Here is a 19,498-nt window from a genome sequence, read left to right as displayed (position 1 = left end):
TAGAGTTTCCTGCCAGAGGCCTGAAACAGTTAACAAACTTATAAGACCTCTGGCAGAGGGAAAGCTAATTGTAAATTTTTATAAGAGGTTATGATGGGAAAAAAGTTTGGACTATATAACAGTTTATTTGAACACGATGGGTGTGGCGTAGGATTCATAGCCGATATTCATGGATATAGAAAAAAGCATGTTATAAGGGATGCAATAACATCTTTAAAAAATTTAAACCATAGAGGCGCATACGGTTATGAAGAAGGAACCGGGGACGGAGCTGGGCTACTTTTCCAGATTCCAGATACTTTTTTCAGGATTTACGCTTCAGAGAAAGGCATTGAATTACCAGCAATTGGGAACTATGCTATAGGTATGTTTTTTTTGCCAACAAGTAAAGAAAAGGCAAACATATCAAAAGAATTATTTAGAAAAATAGCTGAGGAAGAAAGTTGTATTATACTTGATTGGAGAGAAGTAATAATCAATAAATCAATCCTAGGGAAAACAGCAAGAGAAAGTTGCCCCCATATTGAACAGGCAATCATAAAAAAACCAGAACATATAAAAGACGAGGCAGAATTCGAAAGGAGACTATATTTAATTAGAAAAAAATACGAAAGGGAGCTTAATAGATTAAAAGACAATTCAACATACGTTGCTAGCCTCTCATACCGAACCATAGTGTATAAGGGTATGCTAATAGCGTACCAGATTGATAAGTTTTATGAGGACCTGAATAGCGAAAATATAGAGAGTAGATTTTGCATGTTTCATTCTCGGTTTAGCACAAATACATTTCCAAGCTGGAAACTATCTCAGCCCTTTAGAATGCTTTCCCACAATGGCGAGATAAACACTCTACGAGGCAATATAAACTGGATGAGAGCCCGAGAACACACAATGAAATCCAGATATTTTACTGATGAAGAAATTGAAATCCTAAAACCTATTATTTATGAAAGTTATAGCGATTCAGCAATTCTGGATATGGTTTTTGAACTTCTGGTTAGAACTGGGAAGTCTCCTCAACACGCGATGTTAATGTTAATTCCTGAAGCATGGGAAAATAATTCATTCCTTGATGAAAGAATAAAGAATTTCTATCGATTCCACTCATGTATAATGGAACCTTGGGATGGTCCCGCCTTTGTAACGTTTACTGATGGACGAGTAATTGGAGCAAATCTCGACAGGAATGGTCTAAGACCAGGGCGATACATAATTACAAAGGATAATTACGTTATCGTTTCCTCAGAATCTGGAGTTATAGAATTACCCCCGGAGCAGATAAAATATAAAGGTAAACTCGAACCGGGGAAAATGTTCTTTATCGACTTTGAACAGGAAAGAATTATAGGTGATGAAGAGACGAAACTATCACTGGCAGAAGAGAAACCATATGGCGAATGGGTTAAAAAGAATTTGATCCATATAAGTAAATTGCCAGCTTCAAAGTCACATGATGATATAGATGAAGAAAAAGATTTACTAAAAAAACAGTTAATTTTTGGATATACAGAGGAAGACCTCTCTTATATTATCAAACCTATGGTTGATAAAGGGATATGGAATCTTGGTTCTATGGGAAACGATACTCCATTAGCGGTATTGAGAAGGAAACCCCAACTGCTTTACAACTACTTCAAGCAGATGTTTGCTCAGGTAACTAACCCACCACTCGATCCTATAAGAGAAGAAATGGTTACCACTGTTCAGATGACTATAGGCCCAGAATCGAATATCCTTGAACCTGATGAAAAAGCTTGTAAACAGATTTTACTGGATAGACCAATTCTTAAAATAGAGGAACTTGACGAATTAAAATCATTAAATGGGACTCGAAATTTTAAATCGAAAGTATATTCCATCACTTTTGAAAAGAAATCTGGATATAAAGGAATGGAAAAAAGATTACAGGAAATATTCAAAGAAGTGAGGAAGGATATCGAAAATGGAGTAAATCTTTTAATTCTATCTGATAGAGGTATAAATAAAGATCGCACACCAATTCCATCTCTTCTTGCTTGTGCGGGATTGCACAATAACCTTGTTGAAAAAAAATTAAGAACAAAAGTCGCTATAATTGTCGAATCCGGTGATGCTCGAGAGGTCCATCACTTTTCTTTACTAATAGGATATGGAGCAAGCGCAATCTGCCCGTATATTGCATATAAAACAATAGAAGATTTATACAATAAGAAAGAATTATCACCAGAGCTTACACTCGAAAAAGCAATTGGAAATTACATAAAAGCGGCAATCAAGGGTGTTGTAAAAGTTATGTCTAAAATGGGTATTAGTACTGTTGCCAGCTATCACGGTGCTCAAATATTCGAGGCAATTGGATTGGGTGATGAGTTGATTAATAAGTACTTCAAACACACAATCTCAAGAATCGGAGGTATCGGCGTCAAGGAAATCTATGAGGACGTTGTAAAATTCCATAATGAAGCATATGATGAGCTGAGAGAGGGAATTTCCATTCTACCTATAGGTGGTCAATTTCAATGGTTTAGAACAGGCGAATATCACGTCTGGAATCCTGAAACAATTTTTAGGCTACAACTATCGACTCGTAGAGGCGATTATAATTTATTCAAACAATTTTCAAAATTTGTAAATGAAGAAAATATTGAATACCCATTGATAAGAAATCTTTTTGATTTTGATTACGATAAGTGCAAGCCTATACCCCTTGATGAAGTCGAACCAGTCGAGAACATATTGAAAAGATTCGGGACATCGGCAATGTCTTTTGGTTCAATAAGCAAAGAAGCCCACGAAACGATGGCAATTGCAATGAATATGATTGGTGGATGGAGCAATACGGGAGAAGGGGGCGAAGATCCTGAAAGATACAAATTGTTTGAAGATGGCAAAAACCGCAGATGCAGGATAAAACAGGTCGCTTCAGGACGTTTCGGTGTAACTGCTGAATATCTTGCCAACGCCGATGAAATTCAAATTAAAATGGCTCAGGGAGCAAAACCCGGTGAAGGTGGTGAACTACCAGGTAAGAAAGTATATCCATGGATAGCCAAGGTACGCTATACAACCCCAGGGGTCACACTGATCAGTCCTCCTCCACACCATGACATATATTCCATAGAGGACCTTGCTCAATTAATACATGATCTAAAATCCGCAAATCCTAATGCAAGAATTTCAGTGAAACTTGCAGCTGAAGCCGGAGTAGGAACAGTTGCTGCCGGTGTTGCCAAAGCAAGGGCAGATGTTATACTTATCAGCGGGCACGATGGCGGAACAGGCGCAAGTCCAATTACTTCCATAAAATACGCTGGTATACCCTGGGAACTTGGGCTTGCAGAGACACAGCAGACCCTGGTTATTAATAACCTTAGAGACAAAGTAGTATTACAGGTGGATGGCCAAATTAAAACTGGTAGGGATGTGGTAATTGGAGCTCTACTCGGAGCTGAAGAATTCGGTTTCGGTACAGCAGCCCTAATAGTACTGGGATGTGTAATGATGAGAAAATGTCATCTGAATCTCTGTCCTGTAGGGATAGCAACTCAGCATCCAGAACTCCGAAAAAGGTATAAGGGCAAAGCTGAGTACCTTGTCAACTTCATGAGGTTCGTTGCTCAGGAGGTAAGAGAATACATGGCAAAGCTTGGCTTTAGAACCTTTGATGAAATGGTTGGAAGAAGTGATTTGCTTAAAATAAGAGAAATAAAAAACCATCCTAAAGCCAACCTTTTAAGACTTGACAGAATTATCACAATACCCGAAAAGTACAAAAACAATCCTGTCAGAAAAATTAGCGATCAGGATCACCAACTTGAAAAAGCACTCGATAACATACTGATAAAAGAAACAAAACAAGCTATTGAAGAAAGAAAACCTACATATATTGAGAAAAAAATAAGAAATACCGATTTATCTGTTGGAGCAATGCTTGGTCAAAAAATAGTTTCGCTATACAAAGGAGAAGGATTACCTGATGACACTATAAAAGTAAAATTTACAGGTTCAGCGGGGCAAAGTTTTGGTGCGTTTCTTCCAAGAGGTATAACCTTTATCATTGAAGGTGATGCAAATGACTGTATAGGCAAAGGTTTATCAGGTGGAAAAATAATTGTATATCCACCGGAAAACTCTGACTTTAGGCCTGAAGAAAACTTTATCATTGGCAATGTTGCCTTTTATGGCGCTACATCAGGTAAAGCTTTTATTAGAGGCAGAGCTGGAGAAAGATTCTGTGTGAGAAATTCGGGTGTTTATGCGGTTGTGGAGGGTGTCGGTGATCATGGATGCGAATATATGACGGGCGGAATAGTCGTTGTGATAGGAAGAGTTGGAAGAAACTTCGCTGCAGGAATGAGCGGTGGAATAGCCTATATATGGGATTTCATGGGTGACTTCAAAAAAAGATGTAACCTCGATATGGTGGAAATTGAACCATTAAAATACAAAAAAGACGAAAGTATTATTAAAGATTTATTAACAAAGCATTATGCATACACAAAGAGTACAGTTGCTCTCCACCTATTAATAAATTGGCCTCAGGAAAAAGAGAAATTTCTTAGAGTTATCCCATTTGAGTATAAAAAGATAGTAGAAGAAACCGATCAAGTGTCAGAGTTTGATCTAAAAAATGTGAAGGAGATTATTAATGCCTAAGGATAATGAAGAAAAAATTAGTTTTTTATTGTATAAACGAGAGGATTTACCACTAAGACCTGTACAGGAAAGGATCAAAGACTGGAAGGAAATATACCGTCGCCTACCTGAGGAAAAAGTCAGGCTTCAGTCCGAAAGATGCATGGCATGTGGGGTCCCATTTTGCCACTATGCCTGTCCATTGGGAAACCACACTCCAAAAATAAATCAGTTTTTTAGAGAAGGGAAGATAAAAGAGGCTATCGATCTGCTACATCAGACAAATAATTTTCCCGAATTTACAGGGCTTTTATGTCCTGCACTATGCGAGAAATCATGTGTCCTGGGACTTGACAATGAATCAGTGACAATCAGACAGATTGAGCTATCAGTTGTAGAAAAAGCATGGGCTAGAGGTTATATAAAACCTAAAAAACCTTGTAAAGAAAATGAAAAAAGTATTGCAATAATAGGTTCTGGACCTGCTGGACTTACCGCTGCTCAACAACTTAGAAGAATTGGTTACGACGTAACTATTTTTGAGAGAACCGACAAACCAGGTGGGTTCTTAAGATATGGGATTCCAGATTTCAAACTTGAAAAACATATTCTTGATAGAAGAATTAGTCAAATGGAAGAAGAAGGAGTAATATTCAAATGTGGTATTGAGATTGGAAGTGATATTAAACCCGATGAGATTCTGGAAAAATTTGATGCTGTAATCCTTGCGTGTGGATCTAATAAACCAAGAGACTTGGACATACAAGGAAAAAACCTGAAAGGTATCTATTATGCCACCGACTACCTGAGTTATGCCAATCAGGTTGTAGCAGGGAAAATAAAAGAAAGCGATGCACTATCAGCTAAAAACAAGAATATTATCATCATCGGGGGTGGAGACACAGGAGCTGATTGTTTAAGTACAGCTGTAAGGCAAGGAGCTAAAAGTGTAATTCAATTTGAACTATTTCCACCTCCACCAGAAACAAGACCCGAGGAGAAACCATGGCCATTATACGTAAGGACACTTTCACATCCCATTTCAATAGAAGAGGGTGGAATCCAATTCTTTAGAATAAACACAAAAAGATTCATTGGCAACAGTAAGGGAGAAGTCATAGCACTTGAAGCTACCCGTGTTGTACCAGTTCAAGAAAAAGGTAAATTGGCCCTTGTGGAAGTACCAAACTCCGTGATGGAATTTCCTGCCGACATGGTTATACTCGCACTTGGCTTCACGGGACCTGCCACAAAAAATATAATTGATGAGCTTAGATTAGAGCTAACGAAATGGGGCACTGTAAAAACTGACGATAATGGAATGACAAGTATACCTGGAGTATTTGCCGCCGGTGATATGGTTAGAGGACAGAGTCTAATAGTCTGGGCAATCGCTGAAGGTCGAAAAATAGCTCACGAGGTTGATAAATATATTTTCGGCAACTCTAAACTCCAAAATCCACTTGCCGATTATTTCACAAAAATTCCATTTGAATTATAAATTTTCATAAATTTGCAACTATGGAAAAGGTCTTACCATCACTAGTCGTTTCGGATGGTAATGGAAATGTTATTGATATAAATGAATTTTACCCTGCTGGTAGCTCCGGAAGGTTTATAAAACATATACCAGAAGATGAATGGATTCCTTTGCCCGATGGTAGTAAAATATTTGAACTCCCAGGTAGACTACCTATAGGAATCAATAAAAGGACAGGTGATGTTGTAATTCTCGAAAGTGAAAAGGGTGAAAATATAATGGCAGTAGCTGCATTTCCTGCTCCAGCATATACGATAACCTACTTAGCCTGTTATGAAAATATTGAAAATGCTCCTGTTCTTCCACTTTTCGCATATTCCGCTATTGGGTGGTATGAAGGGAGATTCTTTATCCCTGCAATTAGAATCGATAATGATATAAGGCAGGACCCATCCCAATTCAATCTCCGCTGGATAAAAAAGAATGCCAAAAAATTCTTGAAAGAATATAAAAATAACCGACTTGCAAGACATCTTATTGAAAATTGTGCACTCACCTATCACTGTCCTGCAGCACAAAACTATTTACTTAATAGATGGGAAATGCCTGTTCCAACATCACGTAAATGCAACGCAAGATGTATTGGATGTATCTCCTTCCAACCAGATAGCTGTATTCCATGCACACAAAATAGGATGAACTTCACACCTACTGTCGACGAGATAGTGGAAATCGTCGTCCCCCATATCGAGACAGCTCCCCTGCCAATCGTAAGCTTTGGACAAGGTTGCGAGGGGGAACCTCTTCTTAATGGAGACCTATTAGCAGAATCAATCAAAAAAATTAGAGCAAAAACAAAAAAGGGAACTATAAACCTTAACACAAATGCAAGTAAACCTGAGACAGTTAAGGAATTAAGAAAAAGTGGTCTTGATAGTATGCGTGTATCCTTAAATTCTGTAAGAGAAAAGTACTATATGAAATATTTTAAACCAATCGATTATAATTTTGAGGATATTTTAAAATCTATAGAGGTAATGAAAAGGCTTGGAGGTTTTGTCTCTATCAACTACTTTACTATTGCCGGTTTTACCGACCAGCCGGATGAAGTAGATGAAGCAATAAGGCTTATCAAAGAATTTAAAATCGACATGATTCAGTGGAGAAACCTTAATATAGATCCGGATTATTACTTTGATAAACTTAAAATAGACAACATTGAAGGAATCGGTATAAGAAGAGCAATGGCAGAAATAAAAAAGAAAATTCCTTCAATAAAATATGGTTACTTTAATCCATACTTAGGATAATCTTTTTAGGATCAACCTTTTTAAAATAATATTTAAAATGGTAGCAAATGATGAATTTTACAATTTCCCTGCTACAACTACAGTGGAAATATACCCCACCTTTCGGCCTGTTTTCACATCCTTAGCGTTAAATCTAACAACATATATTCCAACCCTTACCTTTTTGCTGTACATTGAAGAGCCGTCCCAGAATATTACTCCTGTCGATTCCACAAGTTGATTCTTTGCAACATTCGAAATCATCCTACCGAACAGATCGTAAATATATACGTCGGCAATAGCAGATTCAAAAGGTATATTATAATAAATCCCTGCCTCATCATTCGTACCATCGCCATCCGGAGTAATGGGATTGGGGTAAATTTTAATCCCAAACTCTTTCATCTTTACAGTCATCGAAATACTATTCTTTAACCCAGGCGTGCATCCATATTCACTTTTTGATGGTTTCCAGTTATAATGGGTGTTGGCATTATTAAATGAAATCCTCTCCAGAGATTTACCAGGAATCATATTCCAATTTTTATCATATCTCAAAGAATCTATTACATTCCCAACTGGATCGTAGAGTATTATCTCATCTTCATCACGATTATAGATTGGATAATCATTCATTACTAACACTTGAGAGGAATTAAACCATTCAAAGTTAAATATTGTTGAGTCAAACGAAATTACAAAAAAGCTGTCAGGATAAATAAATTTATCTTCATATATAAAGAATCTTTTCCCCTTATTCTCATCTGATATCGACCACCCATTAATATTAATTACATTTTCTGTCATGTTGTGTATTTCAATAAATTCTGGATTAAAAAAAGAACTTAAATCATCATTTTTTATCAAAAACTCTGTTAGTATTACACTATTTCTATCATAAGGAACATTAATTACAAATGACATCGTATCATTTCGACCATTTAAATCTTCGCTACAACTAACAGAGGCAATGAATCGATTTATCCCGGATTCTAACTCATCGATTAAAAATTCAACTCTACAGGTATCTTCATTCTTTAAACTTTCTATGCTTTTTTCTTCTATAAGCAAAAAATCATTCATACCAGTTTTAAAAATAGAAGCAACAATACCCTTACATGTCTCAAGACCGATGTTTCTAATCCACAAATTAACAGAGTAGAAAGCGTGACCGTTACTGTTGTTTGCTAAAATCTTCAGTGAATCAATACAAACATCAAACTGGTATGGTGTAATACTATTCTGATATCCAGGAGTACCTCCGGTCGGGTCAGTACATACACTCCAGGAATCTCTATCCTGTGAAGGTAAGGCGGGAAACTTTTTCTCAATGGATTTACCAGGTAAAATTCCCCAATTTTTATTATAAGACAGATAATCGATGACCTCACCATCCATACCTGATATTTTAATATCACCCGCATAATTATTCAGGATAATCCATGACGACGGGATAATAATCCTGCCTTCCTCAGGAATAAATGCATCAAATATAGAGCTATCCTGAGAAAGAACAATACATTCACCGGGATTCAATTTATAATGATTTTCAATAACGGATCTCCTTAGCTTGCTTGACAAAACCATCTTATTAAGATTAATTGGGAAATCCGATAAATTGTATAGTTCAATATATTCGCACTGATCCTCCTCAGGATATGGGAAAAATTCATTAATTACAATCTCTCTACTATTTACCTTTGAATAAACGTTCATATACGCGTAATTATCTTCCAAATTTTTATCATTAACCATACTAACAATTACCTGAAAGTGACAATACCCCTTTCCCGTGATAAAGACTTTTCCCGATAATTCTATAGAAGAATCTGGTTGCAATCCAGGAATATTTTTTAGTTGCCACACAATATCATCATCATAAAAACTTCCATTAAAATTACTATCATATCTTATTTCTATATTTGAAAATCCAGTTTCCTTCCTGCCTACATTTTTCAGTTTAACAACAAAATTAACTTCCTCCCCAAAAGATGCAATAGTATCGATAAAATGGGCATCGCTTATAGAGATATCATATTCAAATTTCAATATCGAATTCGCTCTACCGGGTGTGGCACCATTTAAATCCAGGCATGATCCCCAGTTTTCACCTACCTGACCATCTGCATTAGGGTCCCTTCTTTCAAGTGATATCCCATACCCACCACCATATTGATTTTTATAATAAACTCCATCTATAACATTACCCGTACCATCACAAATAAATACTGAATCCGAAGTATTATTCAGAATCGGAAAATCCTTAACACATATAATTTTACCTGAAAAATTCGGATAATTTCCAATAAAATTTCCTTCTCCTGCTAAAATCATATACTCATTGGGTTTCAATATAAAAGTTGTATCTGTAATGACCCTCCAATTACCACCACCATCTCTAATCCTCCATTTTGCAATGTCAATTATCTCCTGAGAACGGTTATAAATTTCTATCCATTCTGGTTCATCTTCATTGGGATCGTACATAATCTCATTGATTACTATAGATTGTCTCAGATACCGTGGATATACAAAAATTTCACTTGAATTATTTCCCTCATTCTCATCTCCATTAACCGATAACTCCGCTGCCACTCTATTTATTCCACTGAGTATCAAACCACCAATAAAATCTATACAAATAGAACTATCAGGTTTGATTATTCCAGAATATGTTTTTACCTGGTCGAAATATTTTCCAAATATCAAACTGTACATATCAATTGATATTTCAAATTCATTAACTTCTTTTAACCCATAGTTTTTTACTTTCAGACATATTTTAAATGAATCACCAACGTCTATTGCACCATCAGAGTTCAACACGTACAGGCTATCAATCCCCAGGTCTATCTCTTTTCTCATTATTGAATTACGCATGCCAGGAGTTGCCCCCGCTGGACTAATCGATAATCCCCAGTTTGACATATCATTTGTAAAACCATATGGATTCCTCCTTTCAATTGATACTCCAGATTCGTAACCAAAGTCCTTTGTATAATAAAGTGAATCAATTATAAAACCAGAACAATCAATTATCACGATAGAATCTCCAGTATTATTGAGAATCGGGAAACTCTCCATCTCCCAAACTTTTCCCGCATCTTTTCCATAACTCTGAATTATTTTTCCCCTATCACTTGTTAATACAATATAATCCCCTGGATTTACCACCAATGTAGAATCTGAGATAGGACAAAAGTCGCCTGAGGCATCTTTTATACCAAAATTTTCAAGATTTACACAATATATAGAGCGGTTGAAAATCTCTATCCATTCCTGTATATCTTCTCCTGAACAATACATTACCTCATTGATTACTAGACATTTGGGGGGATAACTAACAAATATATTTGTAGATGAGAAATTATTTTCTTCACTCTCATCGTTCTGACATACTAAAACCGCTTCTACCAATAGCTTGCCACTCTCAGTAACCTTAAAAGCTGCTCTGCCAATTAAGCTTTCACCACAAACTAATTTTTGATAGTAAAATTTTTGCTGCCGATATATTTCATTATGAAATAAGGCATCTTTAACGACAATATTAACATAATATTCATAAATTGTATCTATTCCCGCATTTACTATTTTATATTGAACATATACCGAATCGCCCTTTTTCAGAAACTTACCCGAGGCTACTATCAAAGAATCAAGTCTCAAATCACGATGCTTTATCACTATTGAATTTTGAAAACCAGGAGTGCCATTAAATACAATAGAATTACCCCAATTTTCTGGCCTATTATCACTAGCAGGATTTATCTTCTCGTCAGAGTAGCCAGATTCCTGATCCGGGCTTGTGACCATATATGATACGGTATCGCCTTGATTATCCATAAGACAAATATGATTTCCTTCAGAATTCTTTAATCCATTTTTACCAAAAGCATTATCATTAATAGTTAAAATTAGAGCAGTATCAGGTATAATATCTTTATATCTATTAGAAAGGCTATCTATTACGTACCCCTTATCCAAAATAAGACAATAATGATATGGATAAAGTAAATAGAACTCTCCTGGTGAAATCAAACTGTCTATATAGCCATTTACTGATAACTTAAATCCTTTCAGAGAAACAGTATCACTTCCATAATTGAAAACTTCAATATACTCATCGTAATAATCTAAACTTGGCGGATCAAACATTATTTCATTTAAAGTAATATTTTGGCTATAGCTCCCTAGGTTGGATAAAGATAATATGAAAAAAAGTACTATGAGTTTTATTCTTTTCGCCATTCTAACATTCCGGGCTCATAAGAATCTTACAAATTTAGATATATTTTGTCAAATATATGATTGTTAATGACAACATTAATTAATAAAATTGATCAAATAAGATTGATGTATGGTCATGATTGAGATAAATTATATAAAAATATGCTTAATAAAGGTAATCATCTTAATAGTTATATCGCAGAATTTACTCGGGTCAGTTTATGATAAGAAGGGTATTACAGTAATTCCATACATCCTGATTGAGGGAAAAAGAATAAAAATCAAAGAAAAAGAAAAAAGCTTAATTATAACGGAGGTTAAAAATGCCCTTGAAATGAAAAGATTTTTTGTAAACAAATTGCCCGACAAGATTTTCTCAGTATTTTCAGAGAAACTCAGTGCTATTAATAACCCGAGTATTGAAGTTATTAAAAGCCATATAAAAACCTATTTAGTCCCAGAAATTTTTAAAATTCTGGATGCCGAAAAGGAGATAAGAGCAAGAGAATTTGAATCCGAAACAGAAAAACATTCATTTATTGTGTTGAAGGCAAAAGAGATCGGAATATCAGCTGATGAGATTATCAAAGTCTACAATCTTTCATATATTGCATTGCCCTATATCAGGAGATTTACTGTAGTAAAAAATTCAGAAGAAAACAAAGTCAAGGTTAAAATCTCAGGCGGCATTTACTGGTTCCAGATTTCATATTATCCCGATACAAGTATCAAGTATCTAAAAAAGATTAGCTCAGAAGGAGTTGGAATATCTAACCTTGATAAAACATACTATATTTTCGGTAAAAAATACTCTCCATATGAATTTGCTTTAAATACAGCTGTTAGCAGCTTCGCACTAAATCTGCAATCAATAACAAAAAATATGGAATGCTTCAAATTAAATATTCCTATAGCAGAGATTGAAAAAAGATTTGTCTACCTGCCTCTATCAAAAAGAGACGGGCTAAAGGAAGATTATCCGTTTCTTGTCGGGGAATGGATTGAGGACGAAGCAGGAAATACTGATATTCGTTATTCCGGTTTTATTAGAATAATGAAAACCTCTCCAAATAGCAGTATCCCTTCAAAAGCGCTTGCTATAAAAAAGGGTGATTGGGCAAAGGGAATGCTTGCAGTTGAGTACCCATACATAGGGATTGATATAGCTGTCAAACCAAGACTAACGCCAATTAATATAAATCATGGAGCTGTATTAACTGAAGACTTCCTTTTAATTTTTGGAGATTACAAAGGTTTATATATGGCAGCAGATATAAGCTTTAACTTAAGTATCAGCTCGTATATTCACTCTTTTCAAAGTTTTTTAGTAGCTGGAGTCAGCGGTGGTTTGATTCCGGTAAAAACTCTACTTTATGATGATATACATTCCGTCATACTGAACTGGCCCGAGCAAAAAATAACAGCCGGACTTGTCGAAATACATACTGGATACCTCAAAAGATATTATATTGGTTCTCTAGCTGTACATTTCGAAGTTTTATCCTCTTTTCAGAGAGTATACATAACCAACAGTTACAAAGGAGATGATGTATATATATACAACAACAGTATTGGATTTCGACTCAATTCCGCTATCGAATATGCAATGAATATCAATTCCAATATAGGATTCTTTTTGGGAATAGACCTCTTCCCACCTCTTAACTGGTGGTCGGTAAAGTACAAGGGGAAAGAACAAGATGTAGAGAACTTCTTTACGTATGATTACCCAAAAATATACACGGCAGGTATATCATGCGGAATATACTATCATTTTTCAGTACCGCAGTTAATTTTTAACCCATTTGCTATAATCCAATCAATTTTAAATACTAAATATTAAAGGAAAAGCCATGAAAGAAAAAATCCTCGCATTTTTTATCCTATCTATTCCAATTATGATAATTGCGAGTAAAAGAGTTAGCAATCTTCCTGTATCCAATGATGCTTCAATTATAGAATACACTTCACCAACTGAGGTTATAATAAAAGCAACAGGCATTGGTATAGACTATAAACACAGGAAACCAAGAGCCAAAGATATCGATAAAAATGCAAATATTGATGCAAGAAGGGCTGCAATCTGGTACCTGCTTTATTCTGGAAGTGATCCAATACTTAACACTGAAGAATCAAGGAAGAAATTTGAAGCTATTCATGAGGAATTTTTCAGAAGTGATAATATTGACCAATTTATCGTCTGGGAATCAAGTAATTACGAGCAAAGAATAAAAATAGATAATGGCAAACGACTAAAAATAACAAAGACTTTTAAAGTCAATATAAGACTTCTTAAAGACTACCTTACGAAAAAAGACATAATTCAATCGGAAAGGGAAATTGTGGAGAAAGTCGGATTACCACAGATTATGGTAATTCCAGAATCACCTGATTCCATACCTGCAGTTGAGTTACTAAAAAAAGACCCCCTTATAAAAAAGGGAGCAGAAGCAATAGAGCAATTCCTAACTGCTAGAGGATTTGAGGTGATAGTTCCCGAACAGGTTTCGGAACTTAACGACAAGTTAATAAGCGGATTATCAGCATCAGGTATAATTGACGTAAACTACCTTTTCGCACTATCAATAGGTAGCGACATATATATCACCTATAACATCAATAAGTCCGTAAGAAAAATAGGCTCTACCACTGTAAAAAAATACACAGTTGGATGTCGTGCTTATGAAACAACAACCGCAAGATTACTTGGTACAGAGATAGGCTACAGTAAGGAAAGACCAGCAAGCGACGAGGCGCTGATTGAGGAAGCAATGAATAACTCCATAGGAAAGGTTCTTGATAGAATTGTAAACTACTGGAAAAAAGATATCTCCTCTGGAATACCCTATAAACTCATTATAACAGCAGACACTGGCTTTTTAGATAATGAGATTGAACAGTACTTTTTTGATGTAAAAAATGCGATAGAAGAAAAAGGTAAATTAAAAGTCAATATTTTATCAGATAAAATGTTTGATACTACACTATGGATATTGCCAGAATTATTTAATGATTCATTCAGTATTTATCAATACCTGAGGGAAAAATTCCATAATAAATTTGAACTCAAGAAAATTATACTTAACAGGAAATTTATATATTTAAAAATGTCTAAAAAGCAATGAGGCAAATAGTGAAAAGTAAAATTATCTTAACAACTATTTTAATATACACACTTTTGTTCAGCGGGATTCCGGAGTGGGCAAAAACACATCAATCAAAAAAATATCCCTCCTCAAGCTATGTAATTGGTGTCGGTATTGGTAAGACTCAAGAAGAGGCCATAGAAAATGCCAGAGCTGATCTGGTAAAACAAATAATAGTGAAAATAAAATCAGTTACAGAATCCACCGAAGAAGAAATTCAACAGGATAAAACAATTATTTCTAGATCTGAGATATTAAACTATGTAAAAACCGAAGCAGAGCAGACTATGCCTAACGTAAAAATTGCTGAAATTAAAAGAGTTAAAAAGAATTACTATGCCTTAGCTGTCCTGAACAGGGAAAAATATTTATCCACTCTTAAAATCCAGATAAAAGATATCATCATGAACATAGAAAATTTAAAAGCAAGTGCCAACAATAACTTGAATAGAGGGAATCTGCTTGTCTATTTTGAGGAATTCAACAAAATAACAGACTTAATACCCGAATTATTATCAAAAAACGAAATTTACTCAGCACTGACAGGCTCAAATTTAGCTCAGATTAATGAATACTTTTTGGAAAAAATCGACACAGATATTAAAAACTCTATTTCAAACATAAAAATAAAACTTATCTCTAACTTAAATCGTGAGTACGTACCTGGCAAACCAGTCGAAAACCCGATAATATTCAAACTGGAATATCAAGCTAAAAACTCTTCGATAGGATTGAAAGGGATACCAATTGTTGTGAAATATTCAACAGGTGAAATAATAGACAGGATTAAAACTAACGATAATGGAATAGGTAAAACAATTTTTACCCCATTTCCAACAGATAAAGACAACCTTACGGGGAAAATACTAATCTTAATCGATGTTGATAAATTACCGGATTTTGCAATGGAATATTTAGAGAATGTGCAGACAGATTTTACCTATAAAATAAAGATACCAGATATCAACTTTAGGATTAAAATAATAGATACAATATCAGGTTCATCGAAACTGATTGAAACATTAATAGCAAGGGAGTTATCAAAATACAATCTTAAAATTTCTCAATCATCAACTTATGAAATAAGGGGAGAAGTGAATATGGTTCAGGATAAAGAAATATCATCTCCAATAAATAAACTTTATTATACAGAAATAAATATCATTTTGAAACTGCTGGATAATAATGGTAACAAAATTTCAGCATTAACTATAAAATCCAGCGGGGTTGATAAGACACATATACAGGCTATTACTAATGCAATTAATAGTGTTAATATAAACTCAAAAGAATTTCTAAAATTCATCAGTAGTGTTTTTTAAAATGAGGAGGAGAAAATATGCGTGAAAAAATCATTATGTTAACAATTACTTTAGCTGCCTGTGCATTTATCCTTAACTGTGGAGGAGGAAGACCGGTTGCCGATGTTGAAAAAATACCTGAGTGGTATATAAATCCACCTCAGGCGGAAGATGCAATATACGGAGCCGGAGATGCTGTAAAACAGAGCCTTGCTCTTGCAAAAGAAGCAGCGGATGCCAGGGCAAGAGATGCTATAGCAAGAACAATAGAGGTAAAAGTCTCCAATATGTTAAAAAATTTCATGCAAGAAAGTGGACTTGCAAATGATGCCGAGGCACTAGAATTTACAGAGAGTGTGAGCAAGCAGGTAGCTAATGTTGTTCTTAACGGATGTAAGATTGTGAAGAGAAATGTAGTTACCGAAGGTAATCTATATCATATTTATTCATTAGCGGAATATAATCTCAGTTCGCTAGTACAGGAAACTCTAGAGCAGGCAAGACGAAACAAAGCCTTATATAATGAAGCAAAAGCTCGCATGAGCTTTGAGGAACTGGAAAAGGAAATCCAGAAGCTTGAAAAAATCGGGAATGAATAAAAACGCAGAGCCTGCTCTCAGGTTGAGCAGGCTCTTTTTTATCCTGATTATATTTTCTATTCTATTAACCACAAAGTATCTTTTATCTCAGGAAGTATTTCCATCTTGGTTTAAAAAATTACCAACCCCACCTTCTGGATACAGGTTCTCCGTTGGATATGCAGGCAAATACATCAACAAAGACCTTGGTAAACTTGCTGCTCTCGAAAATGCATTAAAAAACCTTTATAAGCAAGATTCAATACGGTTAAAATTTAGATTGGAAGAGATAAGTGATGGTCGCATGCGCATAACGCATCCATCATTTATTATTATATATGATAGTAGCAAATTAAATTGGAATGTAGACTATAAAATCGTTGATTCTCTATACACCGATAAAAGTTATTTCGTTTTAATAATAAGCCCATCTGATATCAATGTGAATGTTGCAAAGCGAATTCTAAATGATTGGGAAGAGAAACCCGATTGGGTAAAGCTAAAAACAGAAAAAGATAAAAATATTGGTATAGGTATCGTATCAAATTACATCTCCTGGGTAAGAGCCTGGCAGGATGCTGATGATTTTTCATACTTTGATCTGGCAAAGGCAAAAGAACTCAATGCAAATTCAATTCATACAAAAAGATTTTTTGGATTTTTAATTGAATCAAAAATAATAAAACAGGATTTTGATACTATTCTTAGAAACTGCGTTGTTATCGAGAGATGGTATGATAAAACTAATGACATTTACTATTCCCTCTGTGTAGAGTACTAAAAATCCCACATATTAATTTGCAATATCATTAAATACTGAATAAATTAAATTTGCTAATAAAAAAGGAGGGTAAAACCATGATCTCAGCACTAAAAAAACTTTATCTCGCAGGACTTGGGGCAATTACACTGACTAAAGAAAAAGCGGAGGAGCTTGTCGACGAGCTGGTTAAAAAAGGACAGGTTAAAGCGGAAGAAAAAAAATCATTTGTTGAAAATATATTAAAAGCAGCTGAGGAAAAGAGAAAAGAAACCCAGGAATTTATAAAAAAGGAAATTCAAAAAGTTCTAAAATCAATGGAAATTCCTACAAAAAAAGACGTCGAGAATATCGTTAAAAAACGGTTAGAAATGCACCGTAAATCCGAACATAAGATTACCGAATAAATGAAATTAACATCTATACCAAAAACCTGGAAGCATATCAAAAGATATAGGCATATCATTACAATACTTCTGAAATATGGCTTTTCCGATATAGTCAACGTCATCAGTAGTGACCTGATACTGAGGTTTGGGGAAAAGTTTGTTCCCCGCATAGGACACATAAAAGCAAAGACAAAATCAAGAGCGGAACGCCTCCGAATGGTTTTCGAAGAATTAGGTCCTACTTTTATAAAAGTTGGACAAATGCTCAGCATGCGCCCTGATATATTACCACCAGAGTATCTGATTGAATTACAAAAACTTCAAGATAATGTAGCTCCTTTACCTTTTGAAGAAATAAAAAAGATTATCGAAGAAAAATCAAATCAGGAATTAAAAAATAAACTGAAATTGATAGACGAAAAACCAGTTGCTTCTGCATCCATTGCCCAGGTACACACTGGAGTACTAAAAGATGGAACAAAAGTTGTCTTAAAAATACAACGACCGAACATAAGAGAAATCATACAAACCGATATGGAGATTTTATCTGATCTTGCAAAGATAGTTAAAAAATATCTCAAAGATCAACTTGCTGTAGATCCAACTCTTGTTGTAAAAGAGTTTAATAAGATGATTATCAATGAGTTAAACTTTCTCCATGAAGGTCGTAACATATTGAAATTCAAAAATTATTTTAAAAATGAACCTACTATATACATACCAACCTATTTTCAAGAACTAAGTAACGAAAATATAATAGTAATGGAATACATAGATGGGATAAAACATGTAAATAGGGAAAAATTGATAAAACATGGCCTTAATCCCGAAATTATAGCAAGAAATGCCATCAGGTTAAGCATGATGCAAATCTTCGATTTTGGATTTTTTCATGCTGACCCTCACGCTGGTAATATTATTATACTTAAAAATAATGTAATATCACTGATTGATTTCGGTAATATAGGATATATTGATCAAGAAACAATGGGCTATCTTGCAGATTTACTCATTGGTTATATAAAAAACGACATAAGAAAAATTATGCGGTCTCTGGAGTTGTTAAATATAATTGATTCTACAACTAATATTGAGGATATAAAATATGCAATAAGTCTATTGATAAATGAATTTACAAATATCAATCTATCAACTGTAAGTATTAAAGAGTTGTCAAGAGAAATTCATTCTCTTGTCTATAATTATCATCTAAAATTTCCCACTAAACTTTCACTTATGTTAAAAGCTCTTATTACTGCAGAAGGATTTGGGGAAATGCTTTTCCCCGAAATAGACATTATTAGTGAAATTAAACCTCATGTAAAGACACTGATACGAAAAAGATACAGTCCAATTAGAAAAATTCAAAATATGTTTACAAATCTCGATGAGGTAGTATTGCTTATTGAAGACTTACCTGAGAAGACAAGGGACATTCTAAGTAAGATGGCTACAGGTAAATTATCAATAATTTTCGAACACAGAAACTTAGACGGACTTGTTAAGGGATTAAACAAAGCGGGGAGTAGACTTTCTTCATCTTTAATCATCGCCTCACTAATAATCGGTTCATCTATAATAATTCAACTGCCAATTGGATATAAATTATTTGGTTATCCCATCATAGGTATCGTTGGTTATATATTAGCTTTTATTCTCGGGCTTAGATTGCTCTGGGACATATATAAAAACAAGTAAATATTTAGTAAAA

11 protein-coding genes are annotated in these 19,498 nt (G+C 34.6%); 10 read left to right on the top strand and 1 reads right to left on the bottom strand.

The features are described from left to right. Positions 1-90 precede the first annotated feature (90 nt). From gltB to H0Z29_01950, 3 genes are read left to right on the top strand one after another with little or no spacing between them, the layout of a single operon-like run. Positions 91-4,638 (top strand): glutamate synthase large subunit, encoded by a 4,548-nt coding sequence (gene gltB, locus H0Z29_01960; GenBank protein MBO8130265.1) that lies wholly within the window; start codon positions 91-93, stop codon positions 4,636-4,638. Then, positions 4,631-6,118 carry a glutamate synthase subunit beta gene (locus H0Z29_01955; protein ID MBO8130264.1) on the top strand — a complete coding sequence of 496 codons (1,488 nt, stop codon included), beginning with the start codon at positions 4,631-4,633 and terminating at the stop codon, positions 6,116-6,118. The genes gltB and H0Z29_01955 overlap by 8 nt, the downstream gene beginning before the upstream one ends. A gap of 20 nt (positions 6,119-6,138) precedes the next feature. Then, complete coding sequence (locus H0Z29_01950; GenBank protein ID MBO8130263.1) at positions 6,139-7,407, top strand: radical SAM protein; 1,269 nt, start codon at positions 6,139-6,141, stop codon at positions 7,405-7,407. Between the two features lie 57 nt (positions 7,408-7,464). Here the strand turns inward: H0Z29_01950 and H0Z29_01945 are convergent, their stop codons facing one another. Beyond that, a complete protein-coding gene (locus H0Z29_01945; protein MBO8130262.1) occupies positions 7,465-11,634 on the bottom strand; it encodes a lamin tail domain-containing protein in 4,170 nt (1,389 codons plus the stop codon). 115 nt (positions 11,635-11,749) lie between these two features. Here H0Z29_01945 and H0Z29_01940 point away from each other — a divergent pair, with 115 nt between their 5' ends. The 7 genes from H0Z29_01940 (at position 11,750) to H0Z29_01910 (ending at position 19,485) form a co-directional block, all read left to right on the top strand. Beyond that, entirely contained in the window at positions 11,750-13,456 is a 1,707-nt protein-coding gene (locus H0Z29_01940; protein ID MBO8130261.1) for a hypothetical protein, read from the top strand. Positions 13,457-13,466: 10 nt separating this feature from the next. Beyond that, positions 13,467-14,738, top strand: a complete 1,272-nt coding sequence (locus tag H0Z29_01935; protein MBO8130260.1) for a hypothetical protein — start codon at positions 13,467-13,469, stop codon at positions 14,736-14,738. An 8-nt stretch (positions 14,739-14,746) separates the two neighbouring features. Continuing rightward, entirely contained in the window at positions 14,747-16,081 is a 1,335-nt protein-coding gene (locus H0Z29_01930) for an LPP20 family lipoprotein (protein ID MBO8130259.1), read from the top strand. A gap of 17 nt (positions 16,082-16,098) precedes the next feature. Then, complete coding sequence (locus tag H0Z29_01925) at positions 16,099-16,659, top strand: LPP20 family lipoprotein (GenBank protein ID MBO8130258.1); 561 nt, start codon at positions 16,099-16,101, stop codon at positions 16,657-16,659. Next, positions 16,652-17,419 (top strand): hypothetical protein, encoded by a 768-nt coding sequence (locus H0Z29_01920; protein ID MBO8130257.1) that lies wholly within the window; start codon positions 16,652-16,654, stop codon positions 17,417-17,419. The genes H0Z29_01925 and H0Z29_01920 overlap by 8 nt, the downstream gene beginning before the upstream one ends. Before the next feature lie 77 nt (positions 17,420-17,496). After that, positions 17,497-17,805 (top strand): hypothetical protein, encoded by a 309-nt coding sequence (locus H0Z29_01915; GenBank protein MBO8130256.1) that lies wholly within the window; start codon positions 17,497-17,499, stop codon positions 17,803-17,805. Further along, positions 17,806-19,485, top strand: a complete 1,680-nt coding sequence (locus H0Z29_01910; GenBank protein MBO8130255.1) for a hypothetical protein — start codon at positions 17,806-17,808, stop codon at positions 19,483-19,485. Positions 19,486-19,498: the final 13 nt, after the last annotated feature.

This window comes from Candidatus Neomarinimicrobiota bacterium (genome assembly GCA_017656425.1).
GTDB lineage: Bacteria > Fidelibacterota > UBA2242 > UBA2242 > B5-G15 > JACDNV01.
The sequence above is the reverse complement of the archived record's forward strand: the minus strand, read 5'-3'. Positions and strand labels throughout refer to the sequence as shown.

What these genes read in the sequence shown, in the direction of transcription:
- gltB (MBO8130265.1), top strand. Translation starts at nt 91, where the DNA reads ATGATGGGAAAAAAGTTTGGACTATATAACAGTTTATTTGAACACGAT.
- H0Z29_01955 (MBO8130264.1), top strand. Translation starts at nt 4,631, where the DNA reads ATGCCTAAGGATAATGAAGAAAAAATTAGTTTTTTATTGTATAAACGA.
- H0Z29_01950 (MBO8130263.1), top strand. Translation starts at nt 6,139, where the DNA reads ATGGAAAAGGTCTTACCATCACTAGTCGTTTCGGATGGTAATGGAAAT.
- H0Z29_01945 (MBO8130262.1), bottom strand. Translation starts at nt 11,634, where the DNA reads ATGGCGAAAAGAATAAAACTCATAGTACTTTTTTTCATATTATCTTTA.
- H0Z29_01940 (MBO8130261.1), top strand. Translation starts at nt 11,750, where the DNA reads ATGATTGAGATAAATTATATAAAAATATGCTTAATAAAGGTAATCATC.
- H0Z29_01935 (MBO8130260.1), top strand. Translation starts at nt 13,467, where the DNA reads ATGAAAGAAAAAATCCTCGCATTTTTTATCCTATCTATTCCAATTATG.
- H0Z29_01925 (MBO8130258.1), top strand. Translation starts at nt 16,099, where the DNA reads ATGCGTGAAAAAATCATTATGTTAACAATTACTTTAGCTGCCTGTGCA.
- H0Z29_01920 (MBO8130257.1), top strand. Translation starts at nt 16,652, where the DNA reads ATGAATAAAAACGCAGAGCCTGCTCTCAGGTTGAGCAGGCTCTTTTTT.
- H0Z29_01915 (MBO8130256.1), top strand. Translation starts at nt 17,497, where the DNA reads ATGATCTCAGCACTAAAAAAACTTTATCTCGCAGGACTTGGGGCAATT.
- H0Z29_01910 (MBO8130255.1), top strand. Translation starts at nt 17,806, where the DNA reads ATGAAATTAACATCTATACCAAAAACCTGGAAGCATATCAAAAGATAT.